Raw genomic sequence first — 17,209 nt, 5'->3', positions numbered from 1 at the left:
CCTGGACGACGCCGAGCTGCAGCTCGAGGTCGAAGGTCAGGTCCGGCGAGGTCGCGCCCGTCTGCTTCACGATCACCGCGATGGTGTTCTCCCCGTTGACGAAGGCCCCGGTGGGGATGGTGCCGGAGACGAGCTCGTTCTCCGTCCCAGCGCTCGCGTACTTGTCGTGGGCGAGCCCCTTGTCCACGTTCCGGGCGAACACCTGCGTGCCGTTGACGAACACCGCGAAACCGTCGTCGAAGAGGACGCGCAGGTTGGCCTCGGTGACACTGCCGTTGAGGGTGATCTTCTTGCGGAAGTAGACGCTCGACTGGGACGGGGAGGTGCGGTTGAGCACGGTGACCTCGTCCCCGTCGCCGTAGCCGAGCTGGCCCGCTCCGGACGGCCAGGCCGAGTCATTGAACTCCGGCATGGGCCACTGCGCGCCGGGGTCCACGTTGGTATCCAGGTACTTCCACGTGGAGCGGAACGGGATGGCCAGGACGCTCGTCTGGCGGCTGATGGTGAAGGGAGCGTTGCTCGTGTCGGAGAGCGGCGTGGTATCGCCGACGCGGGACACGCGCACGAGCGCCTTGCTGGTGCTCACGTCGGGCACCGTCCAGGCATACACGCCGGTATTGGCCACGCCGAAGGCGATGGGCGACCAGCTCGCGCCCGAGTCCGGGGAGAGCGCGAGGTCCACGCTCGACACGGCACCCGTGCTGGACCAGGTGATGGAGGTGGAGGCGCCCGGCTGGAAGATCTCCCCGCCGTTGGGCGCGGTGACCACCAGCGCGTCCGGCACGGGGCCGGCGGCCTGCGTCACCTCGAGCCCCAGGGCGAAGGTGAGATCGTCCGAGGAAGCGGCCACCTGCTTCACCATGGCCGTCACCACGTTCTCGCCCACGCGGAACGGGTTGGTGGAGAGCGGGAGCGTGGTGCGCTCGTACGCATTGGTCGTCGAGCCGGAGGCCCAGACGCCGAAGGCCGTGCCATTGCCCATGTTGCGCGAGAAGACGAGCGTGCCGTTGATCCACACGGCGATGGCATCGTCGTAGAGCACCTCGAGGTTGGCCGCGGTGACGACGTTGTCCAGGGTGATCTTCTTGCGGAAGTACACCGTGGGTGAGCCCTGGGTGATGACGGTGCCCTCGTCGTCATCGCCATAGCCGAGCTGGCCCGTGCCCGTCTTCCAGGCCGAGTCATCGAAGTCCCGGGCGAGCCACGCGGTGCCCTGATCGATGCCCCGGTCGTCGTACTTCCAGGTGTCGGCGAGGACGATCTTCTTCTGGGAGACCGGCGCCTTGGAGTTGAGCTTCACGATGCGAGCCACCGAGGGCACGCCCCGCCCGTCCAGGATGAAGAGCAGGTAGTAGCCCGGAGGCGCGGCGAGGTTGCTGGCGGGCGCGGTCACCGTGAGGCCCCCGCTCGTCACGGTGAAGGGCAGCTTGAGGAAGCGCTGGTTCTGATCGAAGGCGTGCGTCACCGAGCCGAGCGCGAGCAGCGTCACCTTGGCCACCTGCGCCGCGTCCGCAGTCTGGACGAGGAAGCTCGAGCCCGGATCGATGGCACCCGGAGCGGCCTGGATGGTGGGCCGGGCGCCATCCTGCTCGAGGTAGGGAGGCGTGAAGATCTCCGTGGTGTGCCGGTTGCGGCCACCGCCGGTCAGCACCCGCCCGTCGGGCAGCAGGAGCGCGGTCGAGTGATAGCCCCGGTAGTCCGCCGCGGGGGCGAGCTTCGTCCAGACGTTGGTCTCCGGGTCATAGAGCTCGGGCACCTTGACGGGCAGCGTGTCGTCATCGAAGTCCTGGCCGCTGCTGCCTCCGGTGACGAGCACCTTGCCGTCCGGCAACAGGGTGGCGTTGAGCTGGCGCCGGGGCCAGGTCATCGGGGCGCGGGCCTTCCAGGTGGGCGAGGGATCCGCCAGGTCGATCTCCTCCACGGTGTTCGTGGGCGGAGTGCCGCCTCCGATGAGGAGCACCTTGGAGCCGTACATCACCGCGCCGCCGTAGGCGCGGCCGTTGTACGCGGCCCTCGGGCCCTCGTACCAGGTGCCGGTGCCATCGGTATCCAACCAGCGGGAGGTGCGCTGGGGCGTGGCGTAGAACAGCTTGCCATTGGGCGCGACGAACATGCGCGGGTAGTAGGCCACGTCGCGGATGGCGGTCACGAGGTTGCGCCACGTGCCCGTGCTGGACTGCCACACCTGCGGCAACTCGTTGCAGGAGCCCGCCGCATGGGTCTCTCCCGAGAGCACCAGCACGTCACCATTCGGCAACGTGGTGTTGGTGGGGTACCACCGGTTGTCGTTCATGTCCGGCCCACGGCTCCAGGCCCCCGTGAAGGGATTGAAGATGCTCGTGTAGGGCAGGCCCACGTGAGACTCCTCGTGGCCTCCGGTGACGAGCAGGCGCCCATCCGGCAGGAACGAGTGGCCCGCGCAGAAGATGTTGTAGTCGGCCGCGGGAAGCGGCGTCAGCGCGCCGGTGGCGGGGTCCCACAGCTCCGGCGGCTCCAGACCTTCGTCGAACTCGCCGAAGAACATCACCTTGCCGGTGGGCAGCAGGTGCGTGTGCGTCATCGACACCGGGAACGTCGTCATCGGCGACCATTCCCCCACCACCTTTGGATCCGCTGCTCGCGCCGGCTGCGGCCCCAACGCCAACACCGCTCCCACCGCGAAAAGCAGACGTCTGCTCCACGCCCCAACGACTGATCGCTCCATCGTCCCCCTCCTCCACGACGCCACTCGGCTCCGGCGGCTCAACGTAGGACCCCCTCCCCTGTTGCCAAGCGGTGCCCAAGTCCAGCCCCCCTGCTCAATAACAGACAGGGAGTAGGACCTGTGTGTCCCCTCATCCGACATACACGGAGAGAAATGAGCTGGATTTGAAGCACTCCCCCTGCCCTCCGGGGCAGTTGTCGGGGGGTTGGCACGGGTCGAGTTTCAGGCCGCCCCGATGGACCGCGGGTCGTGTCGTGCGGATCGGGGAAGAGGGGGGTGGCGGCGCGGGACGAGGGCCAGGGGCGACCGTTGGAGGTGTGTGCTGGGCGCGCCGGGCTCATCCGCGCAGCCGGATGGGACATGGAACTCTTCCCCGTTCATCTGCTGGTGCTCATGGTGATGATGAACCGGTACGTGCTCGGCCCGCTGCTACGGCGGGTGCGAGGCCGCCGGGTCGACGCCACCGATGACAGCTACCAGCCCACCGTCACGGTGGTGATCCCTCTCTTCAACGAGGGCGAGGGCATCTACCACGCCGTGCGCAGCCTGCTGGTGCAGGACTACGCGCCGGACAAGCTGAACATCCGCGTGGTGGACGACTGCTCCACCGACGACAGCTACGCCTGGGCGATGAAGGCCGCCGACGGCCATCCGAACGTGAAGGTGATGCGCAACCCGCACAACATGGGCAAGCGCAAGGGCATCGCCCGGGCGGTGCGCGAGGCCACCGCGGAGATCATCGTCTCGGTGGACTCGGACGTGGTGGCGCACCCGAGCGCCGTGAGGGAGCTGGTGCGGCGCTTCGTCAGCCCGCGCATCGCCGCGGTGGGAGGCCGCACCTACGTCTCCAACCGCAACCAGAACTGGCTCACGCGGATGATCGAGATCAAGTTCTACTTCGCCCAGGAGTGGCTGAAGGACCTGGAGCGCAGCTTCCGCTCGGTGCTGTGCCTCTCCGGGTGCCTGACGGCGTACCGGCGCCACGTGCTGCTGGAGCTGGATCCCATCCTCGAGGCGCGCAACATCGCCGGAGTCCCCATCAAATACGGGGAGGACCGCTTCCTCACGCGGCAGATCGTCAAGGCGGGCTACGAGACGGTCTACACCACGGAGGCGTGGTGCCAGACGGCGGCGCCGGCCACGTTGGCGGGGTACTTCTCGCAGCAGCTGCGCTGGAGGCGTTCCAACCTGGTGGACATGATCTGTGGGCTGAGCCACGCCTGGAGGCTGCACCCGGTGGTGGGCGTCCACTACGTGTCACAACTGGCGCTGCTGCTCTCCTATCCCGTCATCATCATCCACAACGTCATCAACGGACAGTTCTGGGGAGTGCTGCTGCTGCACATGCTCGTCATGGGGGCCATGGGCGTCATCTACCGCGTGCACAAGAGGAACCTGCCGCCGGAGATGCGCGTGCCCGCGCTCTCCTTCCTACCCATGGGGTTGCTGATGCCCGTCACCTACGCGCTCTTCACGCCGCTGGCGCTCTTCACGCTGGACTCGGGCAGCTGGGAGACGCGGGGCAAGCCGAGCCCCGCCACCAGCGCCGTGCCGCCCGAGAGAGCCCCTCCCGCCGACGGTCCTCCCGGTGCCCTGCCGCCCCGGGCGGCCGAAGGGGGGTCCACCCCATGAACCAGCGCATCGTCAACAAGCTCAATGCCCTCGCCGTCAATTCCTACAAGGCGCTGGGCTCGGTGCTGCTCGCGATCATCCTGGTCGGGCTCGTCTCGTACCTGGGGGTGCAGATCTTCTTCTTCGTGGGCCACTCCTGGCTGACGCCCACGGTGGTGTCGCCGACGGATCCGCAGATCCTCCAGCTCAACGCGCAGCTGGCGCAGCAGGCGGCGGCGCGCGACAAGCTGCTGGCGGACCGGCGCGAGCTGGAGTCGCGGCTGGAGCAGGCCGAGCGGATGCTCGGCTCGGAGAAGGACTTCCAGGAGCGCTTCCGGCTGGCCATGGGCAGCGAGCGCGACGCCCGGGCGAAGTCGCTGCGCCGGCTGGCCACGCTGCGGCGGGAGTACCGGCAGGCGGCGGAGGAGATCGCCGAGTCCAACCGGGCCTACGCGGGCATGGCGCGCACGCGCACCGAGGCGCTCTACAACGCGAAGATGCTGGAGCGCGAGGAGCGGCTCACCGCGAACCACCAGCTGGCGCAGATGACGCAGACGAACCTGTCGCTGGCGCAGGGCACGGCGGAGCTGCAGACGAAGCTGGAGGCGCTCGAGCGCGAGGTGAACGGGCTGGACGCGTCGATGAGCGGCAAGGCGCGGGGCCTCACCACCGAGGCGCTGTTGCTGGAGCGGGAGTACACGCGCTCGGTGCTGGAGGTGGCGCGCGCGGAGAGCGAGCGCAACCACTTGAAGGAGAGCCTGCGCTCGCTGGACGAGGCGGTGGGGCGCTACGACGCGCTGCTCGCGTCCATTCGCGGCTCGCCATGGATGGAGGCGATCGAGAAGGGGCTGACGGTGGGCTTCGTGCCCTACGAGAACCTGGAGAACGCGGCGCCGGGCACGCCGCTGTACCGGTGCGCGCTGACGCTGGTGTGGTGCCGGGAGGTGGGCATGGTGGGCCACGCGCTGCAGGGCGAGGTGACCGTGAAGCACCCGGTGCGCCAGACGATGCTGCGCGGTGTGATGGTGGAGCTGCGGCTGACGGACGAGCAGTGGGCGCGCGAGAACCTGCTGCACCTGGGCCGGCCGCCGCTGCTGCTGTAGCGCCGGAGCCTGGAAGGAGATGCGGATGCGTTGGGCGGTTGCGTGGGGCGTGCTGGCCGGCCTGGGCGCGGGGACGGCACAGGCCCGGGAGCCGGAGTCCGCCAAGGACTCGGGAGAGCCGGGCTACTGCGCCTTCGTGCGCGGGGTGGGCGACGCCGAGTCGGCGGTGCTGCTCGCGCCGGACGTGTTCGCGAGCGTGGGCCTGGTGAACGCGGGCGAGGCCGGCGGGGACGCCAGTGGCGTCCCGTTGGGCAGTCCGACGCCGCGGCTCACCGCCGGTGTGAATTACGACGTGGTGGGGCTGTACCGGGGCCTGGCCATCCGTCGCCGGGCGGAGGCGGAGTGCGAGCGGTACCGGGCGCTCTCGGCGTTGCAGGCGGCGGTGAAGCGGGGCGCGGACGTGGGCGCCGACGCCGCGCTGGCCGCGCGAGCCCAGGTGCTGGAGGCCGCCCTGCCCCAGGCCGAGCAACTGCTCTCCTCGCTGCGCGAGGACGTGAAGGAGGGCCGGGCCACGCTCGAGGAGCTCAACGTGCTGCAGTTGCGGCTGGACGGGCTGCGCGCGCTGGCACACGAGACGGCGAAGGAGCGCGAGCGGCTCGCCACCCTCCCCCGCCCCCCCGAGCGGCCAGTGTCCACCTGGCTCGAGGACTTCCGGGCGGCGGATGCCCGGGTGGAGGCGGAGTCCGGGGGCCTGCGGCGCGCATCGGCGTGGACGGTGCGGCTGCGCGGCGGGTACGACGAGCTGATCAACGTGCCGCAGGACGTGCCGCTCTTCGGGTCGCTGACGGTCTCGTACAACCTGGGGAGCCTGTGGCAGCCCTCGGCGAACGCGCGGGCGAGCGAGGGACGCCGGCGCTCGCTCGAGGAGGACGTGGAGGGCGTGAGCCAGGACGTGGCCCGGCTGCTGCGCGAGCTGCGGGCAACGCACGCGTCCGAGGAGGCACGGCTGCGCGAGGTGACGGTGCTGGTGTCGGACCTGGAGGGGCAGCTCCGGGAGCTCCAGGCGATGGAAACGGTGAAGGTGCGCCGCTACCGGGACTACCTGATGCTGGAGCTGGCGCGGCTGCGCTCGGAGCAGGCGTGGCTGAAGACGCACGTGGCGGAGGTGGCGCGGTTCCTGGGAGAGGAACGGCCGTGAGCGCCAGATCGCTCCTGGTGGCCTCGCTGCTGGGACTGCTGGCGTCACCGATGCCACCGGGACGAGCCATGAAGAAGCCGGACGAGCCGGTGACCGCCGAGCGGATGAGGGTGACCGAGGGGAAGCTGAAACCGCTCCCCGGTGGCCGCCTGCGCATCGAGGACCCGAAGGTGCGGGCGGTGGTGTCCTCCAGCGAAGGGCCGAAGGTCCAGGCGCTGATGGCGCCGGCGCGAGCGGGCACGCAAGCACGAGTGGAAGCGCGAGTGGCGGAGCTGCGCTTCACCTACCTGGGGGCGACGGCGGAGCAGAAGCCGTTGCAGTCGGGGGAGCTGCGGCGCCAGGTGGGGCTGAAGCTGAGGGCGCAGGACGGCTGCAACGTGGTCTACGTGATGTGGCGCATCGAGCCGAAGGCGGGCCTGGTGGTGTCGATGAAGCACAACCCGGGGATGAACCGCTCGGACGACTGCGGCAACAGCGGCTACCAGACGGTGAAACCGCGGAGCAAGACAGCCGTCCCCGTGCTCGAGCCGGGCGCCAGCCACACGCTGCGAGCGGAGCTCGAGGGCACGGAGCTGAGGGTGAAGGTGGACGGCGAGCCGGTGTGGGAAGGGACGCTGCCGGCCGAGGCCCTGAGCTTCGATGGTCCGGTGGGCCTGCGCAGCGACAACGGCCGCTTCGACGTGGAACTGCTCTCCAACCCGTAGCCTCCAGCCCTCGCCCGAAGGGCGAGGGCGCTCACGGAGTGCTCAAATCACGGGCCGCTGCTCCGGTGTCTGCCCCCGCGTCTCGTCGTCCTTCTCCTTGCCGAGGGGCTCGGCCTTGATGGAGCACCCGTTGGTGCCGCAGGAGCCCCCGTCCTGGAGATCGAAGCGCCAGCGGTGGCGCGGGCACACGAGGTAGCGCCCCTCTTCGATCCACCCCTCGCGCAGGTCCGCACCCTGGTGGGGGCAGAAGCGGTTGACGGCGTAGCGCTGCCCACCGGCGGTGACCACGGTGCGCTCCTTGCGCGACTCATTGGCGAGCGTGTTGTCGCACATGGCGCGCAGGTCCTCGATCTCGGCGGCGAGGAAGTTGTGCAGGGTGGCGTCGTAGACGTCCGGAGCGCGCGAGGCCCGGAAGCGGAACGACAGCAGGAAGTCCTCCCAGTTCAGCTTCCGGTCCAGCACGCGGACGAGGTCCGCCGCGCTCGCGATGAGCGTGTACCGGCTCAGGTCCCTCACCTCGCTGACCACCTCCACCCGGCGCGCGCGGAAGTCCACGCGGATGAGCTGTCCGGGCAGCTCGATGAGGCCCAGGTACAGGGGCGTCATCACCCGGTCCGCGAGCGAGAAGGCCTCCAGCTTGTGCTGCATCTCCTCGCGCAGCCGCAGGTGGATGCGATCCACCTCCTCGAGCATCAGGTTGCGCCGCCGCTCGCGGAAGATGCGCGTCTGGAGCGTGGCGTAGGCGCGCAGGTACTGCGAGACGTTCTCGTCGGTGACGCGCTCGGGCGCCAGCGACACCAGGTCCCCCACCTCCGCGTCGAGCACGTCCCCCGGCATGGGCTCGATGAGCCGCGGCGTCTGCCCCGCGAGGCGGTGCTGCAGGAAGGTGAAGAGCTCCGAGGCGCGGGGGAAGATGTTCACCGGCTCGAGGTTGATGTGAAAGAGCGACGGATCCAGGAAGCACGCCGGGCCCGCCGAGGCCAGGTAGGCACGAGGCCGGACGGTCTCGAGGGCGCGAGCCACCGCCTCGAACTTGCTGGCGCGCTTCTGCCGCGAGTGCTCCGCGTACGCCTCGCGCGAGTAGTCGTAGCAGGTGGGGTGCCAGATGGCGCCCGAGAACTGGGCCGTGAAGATGTCGATGGGCCCCTCCTCCGCGACGAGCGCCGGAAGCCTGTCGTGCACCTTGCAGTCATTGAGGTTGAGGAAGCTCTTCCCGTCGGCCTGGATGAGCAGCGCCGAGTCGCGGTTGGTGCCCGTATCCGTGAGGAACAGCTTCAGGTAGCCATTCTTGAAGGGCACCTCCTGCTGGTCCTCGCAGGTGATGATGCGCCTGGCGCCATAGGCCACGAACTCGTCGCGGAGCACGGTGCGGCGGAAGCGGCCGATGACGACGGTGAAGTCCCGCTTCGTCAGCGTGCGCAGGAAGTCCGGATCGTAATGATCCTTGTGCTCATGGCTGATGTAGAGGAAGCGCTCCTTGGGCGAGTGCTCGAGCTTCTCGCGCACCATGGGAGCGAGCTGGTGGTTGCGCGGGAATTGCATCCATGCCGAGTCGAAGGCTCCATGAGGAGACAACCACGGGTCAGCGACCACCAGGGCGTGTTGGGTTTCAACCAGGAAGCCGGCGTGCCCCAGGAACGTGATCTGCATGGAAGGTCCCCCGCGAGGTCCGGAGCCAGAGGTGGCATGGCTCCGGAATGGCGCCTCCGCACGTACGGATCGCACGTTCGGCGGCGCCGGAAGGCTGGGGTGGGGGGGGAGATGCGGCCATGACCCCGGGGTACGAGCCCGGGGTTCATCACCCCGCAGAACCCGGGCACCGGGCATGAAAAAGGAGCGGGGACGATGGAAATCCCCGCGCCAGAGCCGTCACTCCAGATAGGCCGCTCGTACCCGACCTATTCGGTGATTTCCCGGACGCTCAGCCATTTGAAATCCACGTCCGAGGCGCTGTCCCAGCGGAAGGTGGCGATGGGGCCACCCCAGGAGATGGGCATGGCGGGCACGGAGCCACCACAGTGGTTGGCGTCGCCGCCCCACGTACCGTCATCTACCTTTTCATCGACCTTCTTCCACGTCACCTTGTCGGCATTGTCGTTGAGCCACAGCTCCAGACGCACGGCGGGCTTGCCATTGACGGAGGTGTTGCGCATGACGGACTTGAAGCCCACCCAGCGGCCCTTGAGGGACGCGGTGACTGTCTTCCAGGACGCGTTGTCGTAGCTGACGTGCCAGGACTCCTTCTCCCAGCGGGCCTTGCCGCTGTAGCTCAGGTTGCCCTTGTAGGACGAGCCCTCGCAGGCCAGCGAGTCGGTGTGGCGGCCTCCGCGGGCATACCAGGCGAAGTTGTCGGCCATGTCACTGGCGGCGTTCACCTTCACGAAGCCCGTCATCTCCACGTTCTTCCAGTCGTTGGGCGACTGCATGTAGCCACGGCTGGCGAGCACGTCCCGGTCATACGAGGGGATCTTCTTCGAGTCGTAGCCGGTGGTGGTGAAGGCCTCCATGCGCACCTGGGTGCTCTTCATCTTCCAGGAGCCATCCGCGTTGCGGGTGATGGTGTCCTGCGGGTCGAAGCGCGCGTCCTTCAGCGCGTCCTCCTTGAGGGACCAGGTCTCCCCGCCCGCCTTCGTCGGGTAGAGCATCTTCACGCCGAACGCGTCCTTGTCGGACGCGGGCGCCGGAGTCGGCGAGGGCGTTGGCTGGGGCGTGGGCTGAGGTGCCGGCTCGGGAGTGGGCTCCGGAACGGGCTCGGGCGTCGGCTCGGGAGCGGAGGTGGAGGGGGGCGGAGAGGAAGCGGGAGGCTGGGCCTCCGGAGTGCCGGGCAGGTCTCCACCCGAGGTGCCTCCGTTGATGCCGGAGGGGGTCTGCGAGTCCAGCGCCGGGCCCGGCGAATCACAGCCAGCGGCCGAGGCCAGGAGAGCGGAAGCACAGAGGGCGGAAAGGAGTCGGAGTCGATTCAACGAGGGGTCTCCCTACGAGGGGGCCGTGAGGCGGAGAGCCCTCGCGGAGGCGTCCGAAGACGGCCCACGTCGAGCGCTCCCGAGCGCGGAGACAGGCGGCGCGGAGGTCTCCACGCTCGTCCGCCGCACTCGCGACCGGCCAGGTGCTCACGAGCCCGGTGGACGTTCAGGTCCAGCCGGTATTGGGGCTCTGAACAGAAGCGGACACCGCATCATCCCGTCTTCTGGTGCAGGGTCAGGCTCGCCCAGCCGCTCTCCAGACACAGGAGACAAGCGCCCGCTTTACTTCGTTTTTTCCGAAGTGATTCAGCTTTATTACCTATTTGCCGAAGTGTTGCGTGGCTCTTATTTCAAAGGCTCGCGGGTCATCGAGTGCGCGTGGTGCGCCCGAGTCCCTCCGGGAACGAGAGCCATGAAGAACCAGATCAAGACCATCCTATTGCTCGGCGTGCTGTCGGTGGTGCTGCTGGGAATCGGCGCCGCGCTGGGGAAGGGCTTCCTGATGGGCGCGCTGGTGCTGTCCCTGGCGATGAACCTGGGAGCCTATTTCTTCTCGGACAAGCTGGTGCTGCGCATGCACGGGGCGCAGGAAGTGAGTCCCCAGCAGGCGCCCGGACTGCACCGGATGGTGGAGGAGCTGTCGAGGCGGGCGGGCCTCCCCAAGCCACGCGTCTTCCTGATGCCCGAGGCGCAGCCCAACGCCTTCGCCACGGGGCGCGACCCCGAGCACGGCGTGGTGGCGGTGACGACGGGCCTGCTGCAGATGCTCGACGAGCGGGAGGTGCGCGGGGTGCTGGCGCACGAGCTGGCGCACATCAAGAACCGGGACATCCTGGTGTCGACCATCGCGGCGGCGGTGGCCTCGGCGGTGACGTACCTGGCGCACGCGGTGGGCCTGTTCGGCTCGATGTTCATGGGCCGGGACGAGGACGAGGGCGAGGGCCTCTCGCCGCTTCAGACGCTGGCGCTGGCGCTGGTGGCGCCCTTGGCGGCGACGGTGATCCAGCTGGGGATCTCCCGCTCGCGCGAGTTCCTGGCGGACGAGACGGGCGCGGAGATCAGCGGGGACCCCGAGGCGTTGGCGCGAGCGCTGGCGAAGCTCGAGTCCGGGGTGGCGAGGCTGCCGGTGGAAGGGAGGCCGGCCACGGCGAGCCTGTTCATCGTGAGCCCCTTCGCGGGGATGCAGAGCATCCTGTCGCTCTTCTCGACCCACCCGCGGACGGAGGAGCGCGTGCGGCGGCTGCTGGAGCTGGCCTCGCGGATGCCCTCGGCCCGGGGTTGGAGCGGCGCCCTGCCCTTCGCCCGCTGACGCAATTCCACACACTTCAAACAGAAAGACACACATTCATGGAGACACAGAGTATAGGCAGCCCCGTCCTCTGGGCGGGATTCATCGTGTTCGTGCTGTTGATGCTGGCGTTGGACCTGGGGGTCTTCCACCGCAAGACGCACGAGGTGAAGTTCAAGGAGGCGCTGACGTGGAGCGGGGTGTGGATCTCGCTCGCGCTGGTGTTCAACCTGGGCATCTGGTGGAAGTTCGGGTCCATGCCGGCGATGCAATTCCTCACCGGCTACCTGATCGAGAAGTCGCTATCGATCGACAACATCTTCGTCTTCGTCGTCGTCTTCTCGGCGCTGAAGATTCCGGCGCTGTACCAGCACCGGGTGTTGTTCTGGGGAATCCTGAGCGCGCTGGTGCTGCGGGCGGGGATGATCTTCGCGGGCGTGGCGATGCTCGAGCGCTTCCACTGGCTCATCTACGTCTTCGGCGCGTTCCTCATCTTCACGGGGGTGAAGCTCTTCCTGCAGCGCAACAAGGAGGAGCACCCCGAGGACGGCGCCGTCATGAAGCTGGCGAGGCGGATCATCCCCTCGACGGCGCGCTTCGACGGGGACCGCTTCTTCACGCGGGAGAACGGGCGGAAGCTGGCCACCCCGCTGCTCATGTCGCTGGTGCTGGTGGAGCTGACGGACGTGCTCTTCGCGCTGGACTCCATCCCGGCGATCTTCGCGGTGACGACGGATCCGTTCCTCGTCTTCACCTCGAACATCTTCGCCATCCTGGGTCTGCGCTCGCTCTTCTTCGTGCTGGCGGGAGCGGTGGAGAAGTTCTCCTACCTGAAGGTGGGCCTGTCGGCGGTGCTGGTGTTCGTGGGCGCGAAGATGGCGCTGGTGGACGTGGTGAAGGTGCCGCCCGCGCTCTCGCTGGGAGTCATCGCCCTGCTGCTGGGCGGCTCCATCGTGGCCTCGCTGCTGAAGGCGCGGGCGCAGGAGCGGGCCGAGGCGGACAAGGCCCGCACGCCGGGCCAGCGGCCCGCGGAGGCGGCCAGGTAACACCGAGCCCCCAGGCCCCCAAAGCGAAGAGGCCGTGAGCCCCTGGGGACTCACGGCCTCTGTCGTGTGGGCGCACCAGGATTCGAACCTGGGACCCCTGCCGTGTGAAGGCAGTGCTCTACCGCTGAGCTATGCGCCCCCGACGAAGCGACGGGCGGGTAGATGCCACCGTCTGGACCCCTATGTCAACGGCTATTCTCTCGCGATTTCTTCCAGCTTCTCGTCCAGCTCGCGCAGCCGCCGCTTGAGCCCCGAGAGCTTCTTGCCCACCGCCTTGAAGTCGCTCCGGGGCGCGAAGCTCAGCGCCCGCATCAGCTCCTCCTGGCTCCGGTCCAGCGCCTGCTTGCCCCGCTGCACCGAGCCGAGCGCCTGCGCCACCGTCATGGCCCGCTTCTCGTCGGCCATGAGCTTCTCCATCGCCTTCTGCGACATGCCCAGCGCCTGCTTCTTCAGACTCTCTCGAATCCCCATGGCTCTGCCCCCCGCTGGCATACACCGCGCGGTACCCACTGCTCGACACCTACTGCTCGTCGATGAACTCCGTCTTCAACTGGGAGAAGACGCGATCCGCGATGCCCTTGAACCGCAGGCGCTCGATGAGCTGCTGCAGGTCCCCCTTCACCGCGATGCGCCGGCGCAGCACCGCCTCCACGGGATCCAGGCTGCCCTGCAGCAGGTGCTTCCACACCGTGTAGGGCGCCCGCGCCAGATAGGCCGGCTCGTACTCGTCCAGGTCATCCGGATCATCGAGCACGCGCAGCTTCTCGATGCGGGCGTCGCGCGGCACCACGTGCACCACGAAGGGCCGCGCCAGCTTGCCCGGCTCCGCGTCGACGATGATTCCGATCTCTCCCTGCCACCCCTGGGCGGCCAGCGAGCGCTCCGGATCCTCGTTCACCAACCGCACCGCCTGCTCACACCACTCCTTGGACGGGAACCTGGCCATGCCGCTCGCCTACCCTCTACGGAAGATGCTCTTGATGCTGGAGAACAGCCCGCTGCCCTCCTGGTGGGATGACGGCGTGCCCGCCGCCTGCTCGGCCTTCTGGGCCTTCTCCTCGGCCACCCGCGCCAGCTCCTTCTTCAGCAGCTCCGGGGTGTCCCGCGTGGCCAGCTCGATGCGCTTGGGGCCACCCGGCTCCTCGACGATCACCTGCAGCAGGCACTCCTCGTTGAGCCGGAAGTCGATCTTCCGGCCCGCCGCCTCGGCGGGAACGCGCAGCGTGCCCAGGTACTCGTTGTCCACCATCAGGTCGCTGTCGCCCTGGAAGATGTCCATCTCGATGAAGGACGCGCCCGGCTCCCTCGGCGGGGGCAGCCGGAAGCTCTTCACCAGCGGGATGATGGAGTTCTTCTCGATGACCCGGCGCACCCGCCCGTTGGGCAGCGCGTAGCCGATGGGCATGGACACCGCGTCCAGCAGCGTCACCGAGTCGATGCTGCCCAGCGAGTCCGCCAGCAGCGCCGCGCCCAGCGCCACGCACTCGTCCGGGTGCACGCCCTTGCGCGGCGGCTTGCCGAAGTGCTCCTGAATCCGCTGCTGCACCAGCGGCATGCGGCTCTGCCCGCCCACCAGGATGATCTCGTCGATCTCCGAGCGGTTGATGCCCTTCTCCGCCAGCACCCGGTCGCAGATCTCGAACGTGCGGTCCACCAGGTCCATGGTGAGCGCGTTGAGGTTCTCGCGCGTGAGGGGAATCCGCAGATCGAGCGGCTTGCCCTTGCGCTCCTCGAGGTAGGGCAGGTCGATGACCACGTTGGGGATGAGCGTGAGGTCGATCTTCGCCGCCTCGGCCGCGTTCTTGATCCGCTGCATGGCGATGGGGCTCTGCGAGAGGTCGACCTTGGTCTCCTCCCAGAACTTCTCGAGCACGTAGTCCATCACCCGGTTGTCGAAGTCGACGCCGCCCAGGAAGGTGTCGCCGCCGGTGGCCAGCACCTCGAAGACGTTGCCCGTGAGGTGCAGCACCGAGACGTCGAAGGTGCCACCGCCCAGGTCGTACACGAGGATCTTCTGATCCAGGCCACGGTTGAAGCCGTACGCGAGCGCCGCCGCGGTGGGCTCGTTGACGATGCGCTTGACGTTGAAGCCCGCGAGCTTGCCGGCCTCCTTCACCGCCTGGCGCTGGCTGTCCGTGTAGTACGCCGGCACGGAGATGACGGCCTCGTCGATGGGGCCACCCAGGAACTGCTCGGCGATCGTCTTGAGCTGCTTGAGGATGAAGCTGGACACCTCGGGCAGCGTGTAGATGCGCCCGCCCAGGGTCACCGCCGCGTCACCGTCCGGGGCCTCGACGATGTCGTACTTGAAGTAACCCTTCAGGTCGTCGACGACCTTCGACTGGTACTTGCGGCCGATCAGCCGCTTGGTCCCGTAGAGCGTGTTCTTCGGGTTGGTGACCATCTGATCCTTGGCCACGCCGCCCACCAACAGCTCGCCCTTGCCAGAGAGTGCCACCACCGAGGGGAGGATCAGGTTGCCACGATCCGTGGGGACGATCTTCGGGATGCGGTTCTTCACGGACGCGACCAGCGTGTTGGTCGTCCCTAAATCAATCCCGATGATGCGAGGTCTGTCCGCCATTGGAGCACCACTCTGTATCACGTCAGGAAGCGTCTTGCGCAGTTCTCGTCTCGGGGAAAAGCCGCACGAAGGGTGCTTCCTCGCCCACCGGTAGCTCCTCGATGAAACGGGAAAGCCGGAGGAGCGCCCGCTCGCCTCCTCGCAAGACCGCGGAGATGGGGTAGCTCAGCGCGAGCAGATCCCTGGCGCGCGTAACAGCCACGTAGAACAGCCGGCGCTCTTCCTCTTCCTCGTCCGGCGTGCGAGCCGCCCCGGGCAGTGGGAAGCGGCCCTCGGCCAGCGAGATGACGAAAACCGCCTGCCATTCCAGGCCCTTGGACTGGTGCACCGTGGAGAGCGTGAGGCTCTCCTGGGGGGGCTCGCCCGTCGCATCCCGGGCCGAGAATTCGGCCACCAGCGCGATCTCCGACAGGAAGCGCGGCAGGTCCTCGAAGCGCCCGGCGAAGTCCGCGAGCTGGCGCAGCTCGTCCTCGCGCCGCTCCTCCTCCGGGAACTCCGCGCGTAGGTATTCGCCGTAGCCCCCCTCCAGGACGTCCTGGATCATCCGCCCGGGGGTCGGATTTGACCCAGAGGCCCCCAGCCGCTCCAGGAGGCGGATCAGCCGGCCGAAATCCCCGGAGGCCTTGCGAGGCACCTCGGCCTGGAGCGCGGGGTGGGCCAGGGCCTCCACCAGGGTGAGCTCTGGAGGCAGGGCGAGCAGCGCGTCCCAGAGGGCCTCGGCCTTCGCCGGGCCGATGCCGGGCACCAGCTGGACGACGCGCTTGAGGGCCAGCTCGTCGCGTGGATTGCCCACCAGCCGCAGGTGGGCGAGCACGTCCTTCACGTGCCGCTGCTCGAAGAAGCGCACGCCCGAGCGCACCAGGAAGGGGACGCCCAGGCGCGTCAGCTCGAGCTGTAGCTCGATGGAGTGGCTGTGCGCGCGGTAGAGCACGGCCATCTCCGACAACGGCATGCCCTCCCCTCGCAGCTCGAGCACCCTCCCGGCCACGAAGGCGGCCTGCTGAGCCACGTCCAGCGTGGGCACCAGCACCGGCACGGCGCCCGGGGGCCGCGAGGAGAGGAGCTGCTTGGGGAACTGGCGCTGGTTGAGCGCGATGGAGGCGTTGGCCAACCGGAGGATCTCCGGCGTGGAGCGGTAGTTGCGGGTGAGCGGGAAGATGCCGCAGCCCGGGTGGCGCTTGGGGAAGTCGAGGAGGTTGGTGAAGTCCGCGCCGCGGAAGCTGTAGATGGACTGGCTGTCGTCGCCCACCACGGTGAGGTTGCCGCGCTCGCCAGCGAGCAGCTCCACGAGGTCACCCTGCAACCGGTTGGTGTCCTGGTACTCGTCCACCAGCACGCAGCGGAAGCGCTCCACGAGCTGCGCGCGGATGATGGGGTTGTCCACGAGCAGCCGCTCGAGCATCACGAGCAGGTCGTCGAAGTCCATCAGGTGCATGCGCGCCTTGCGCTCGGCGAAGCGGCGCGTCACCGCGAGCACCTCCTCGGCCAGCGGGAGCAGCTGCGGCCGGTGCCGCACCAGCACCTCGGCCACCGTCAAGCGCAGGTTGGCCGCCGTGGAGACCACGTCCAGCACCACCTCGGCCTTGGGGAAGCGCCGCTCGCGCGACAGCTTGCGCTCGGCGATGCACGAGGACATCAGGTCGCGCGCGTCCTCGCGGTCCAGCACCGTGAAGTCGCGGGAGAAGCCGATGGCCCCCGCGTGCTGGCGCAACAGCACATGCGCCGCGTGGTGGAAGGTGCCTCCGAGCAGCTTGCGCACCTCGGCGAAGGACCCGGCCAGCTCCTCCACCCGCCGCGTCATCTCGCGCGCGGCCTTGTTGGTGAAGGTGAGCAGCAGCACGCCCTCGGGGGGAACGCCCCGCTCCAGCATCCGCGCCACCCGGAACGTCAGCGTGCGCGTCTTGCCCGAGCCCGCTCCCGCGATGACCAGGACTGGCCCCTCCCCCGCCTCCACCGCGCGCAGCTGCTCCTCGTTGAGCAGCCGCTCATAGTCGATGCCCGGCGAGGAGCTCGCCGTGGCCTGCTGCGTCCGCGGGCGGGTGGCCATCGGCGACTCACTCCAAGGGTG

General features: G+C 68.6%; 13 protein-coding genes and 1 tRNA gene. 6 read left to right on the top strand and 8 right to left on the bottom strand.

The annotated features are described in order from the left end of the window. Nucleotides 1-2,581 (bottom strand): galactose oxidase-like domain-containing protein (locus ACJ8AN_RS12195; RefSeq protein ID WP_407755469.1); only part of this gene is annotated, 2,581 nt, incomplete at its 3' end. Nucleotides 2,582-3,064: 483 nt separating this feature from the next. On the opposite strand from ACJ8AN_RS12195, the gene ACJ8AN_RS12190 reads away from it, so the two are divergent. Genes ACJ8AN_RS12190 through ACJ8AN_RS12175 form a run of 4 tightly spaced genes read left to right on the top strand, consistent with a single transcriptional unit; the run spans nt 3,065 to nt 7,260 of the window. Then, nucleotides 3,065-4,336, top strand: a complete 1,272-nt coding sequence (locus ACJ8AN_RS12190; RefSeq protein ID WP_407755468.1) for a glycosyltransferase — start codon at nt 3,065-3,067, stop codon at nt 4,334-4,336. Continuing rightward, nucleotides 4,333-5,418: a hypothetical protein gene (locus ACJ8AN_RS12185; protein ID WP_407755467.1), complete on the top strand. Its 1,086-nt coding sequence runs from the start codon at nt 4,333-4,335 to the stop codon at nt 5,416-5,418. Before ACJ8AN_RS12190 ends, ACJ8AN_RS12185 begins: the two co-directional genes overlap by 4 nt. 25 nt (nt 5,419-5,443) lie before the next feature. Next, complete coding sequence (locus tag ACJ8AN_RS12180; protein ID WP_407755466.1) at nt 5,444-6,556, top strand: hypothetical protein; 1,113 nt, start codon at nt 5,444-5,446, stop codon at nt 6,554-6,556. Beyond that, nucleotides 6,553-7,260 (top strand): hypothetical protein, encoded by a 708-nt coding sequence (locus tag ACJ8AN_RS12175; RefSeq protein ID WP_407755465.1) that lies wholly within the window; start codon nt 6,553-6,555, stop codon nt 7,258-7,260. The genes ACJ8AN_RS12180 and ACJ8AN_RS12175 overlap by 4 nt, the downstream gene beginning before the upstream one ends. A 42-nt stretch (nt 7,261-7,302) precedes the next feature. Here ACJ8AN_RS12175 and ACJ8AN_RS12170 read toward each other — a convergent pair whose 3' ends face one another. Next, complete coding sequence (locus ACJ8AN_RS12170; protein WP_407755464.1) at nt 7,303-8,910, bottom strand: Rieske 2Fe-2S domain-containing protein; 1,608 nt, start codon at nt 8,908-8,910, stop codon at nt 7,303-7,305. 248 nt (nt 8,911-9,158) lie between these two features. Continuing rightward, complete coding sequence (locus ACJ8AN_RS12165) at nt 9,159-10,223, bottom strand: carbohydrate-binding protein (RefSeq protein WP_407755463.1); 1,065 nt, start codon at nt 10,221-10,223, stop codon at nt 9,159-9,161. 412 nt (nt 10,224-10,635) lie between these two features. Here ACJ8AN_RS12165 and ACJ8AN_RS12160 point away from each other — a divergent pair, with 412 nt between their 5' ends. Both ACJ8AN_RS12160 and ACJ8AN_RS12155 read left to right on the top strand, forming a co-directional pair. Further along, nucleotides 10,636-11,532, top strand: a complete 897-nt coding sequence (locus ACJ8AN_RS12160) for a zinc metalloprotease HtpX (RefSeq protein ID WP_407755462.1) — start codon at nt 10,636-10,638, stop codon at nt 11,530-11,532. 38 nt (nt 11,533-11,570) lie between these two features. Next, a complete protein-coding gene (locus ACJ8AN_RS12155; protein WP_407755461.1) occupies nt 11,571-12,557 on the top strand; it encodes a TerC family protein in 987 nt (328 codons plus the stop codon). 67 nt (nt 12,558-12,624) lie between these two features. Here ACJ8AN_RS12155 and ACJ8AN_RS12150 read toward each other — a convergent pair. The 5 genes from ACJ8AN_RS12150 to ACJ8AN_RS12130 form a co-directional block, all read right to left on the bottom strand. Then, nucleotides 12,625-12,696 (bottom strand) — tRNA-Val (locus ACJ8AN_RS12150). 53 nt (nt 12,697-12,749) lie between these two features. After that, nucleotides 12,750-13,028 (bottom strand): hypothetical protein, encoded by a 279-nt coding sequence (locus ACJ8AN_RS12145; RefSeq protein WP_407755460.1) that lies wholly within the window; start codon nt 13,026-13,028, stop codon nt 12,750-12,752. A 49-nt stretch (nt 13,029-13,077) separates the two neighbouring features. After that, nucleotides 13,078-13,503 (bottom strand): hypothetical protein, encoded by a 426-nt coding sequence (locus ACJ8AN_RS12140; protein ID WP_407755459.1) that lies wholly within the window; start codon nt 13,501-13,503, stop codon nt 13,078-13,080. 9 nt (nt 13,504-13,512) lie between these two features. Beyond that, nucleotides 13,513-15,141, bottom strand: coding sequence for an Hsp70 family protein (locus ACJ8AN_RS12135; RefSeq protein ID WP_407755458.1), 1,629 nt, complete (start codon nt 15,139-15,141; stop codon nt 13,513-13,515). 22 nt (nt 15,142-15,163) lie between these two features. After that, nucleotides 15,164-17,188, bottom strand: a complete 2,025-nt coding sequence (locus ACJ8AN_RS12130; RefSeq protein ID WP_407755457.1) for an ATP-dependent helicase — start codon at nt 17,186-17,188, stop codon at nt 15,164-15,166. Nucleotides 17,189-17,209: the final 21 nt, after the last annotated feature.

It is taken from the genome of Archangium sp. (assembly GCF_045802675.1).
Lineage (GTDB): Bacteria > Myxococcota > Myxococcia > Myxococcales > Myxococcaceae > Archangium.
Note: the sequence above shows the minus strand (reverse complement) of the source record. Positions and strands in the feature narration are given on the sequence as shown.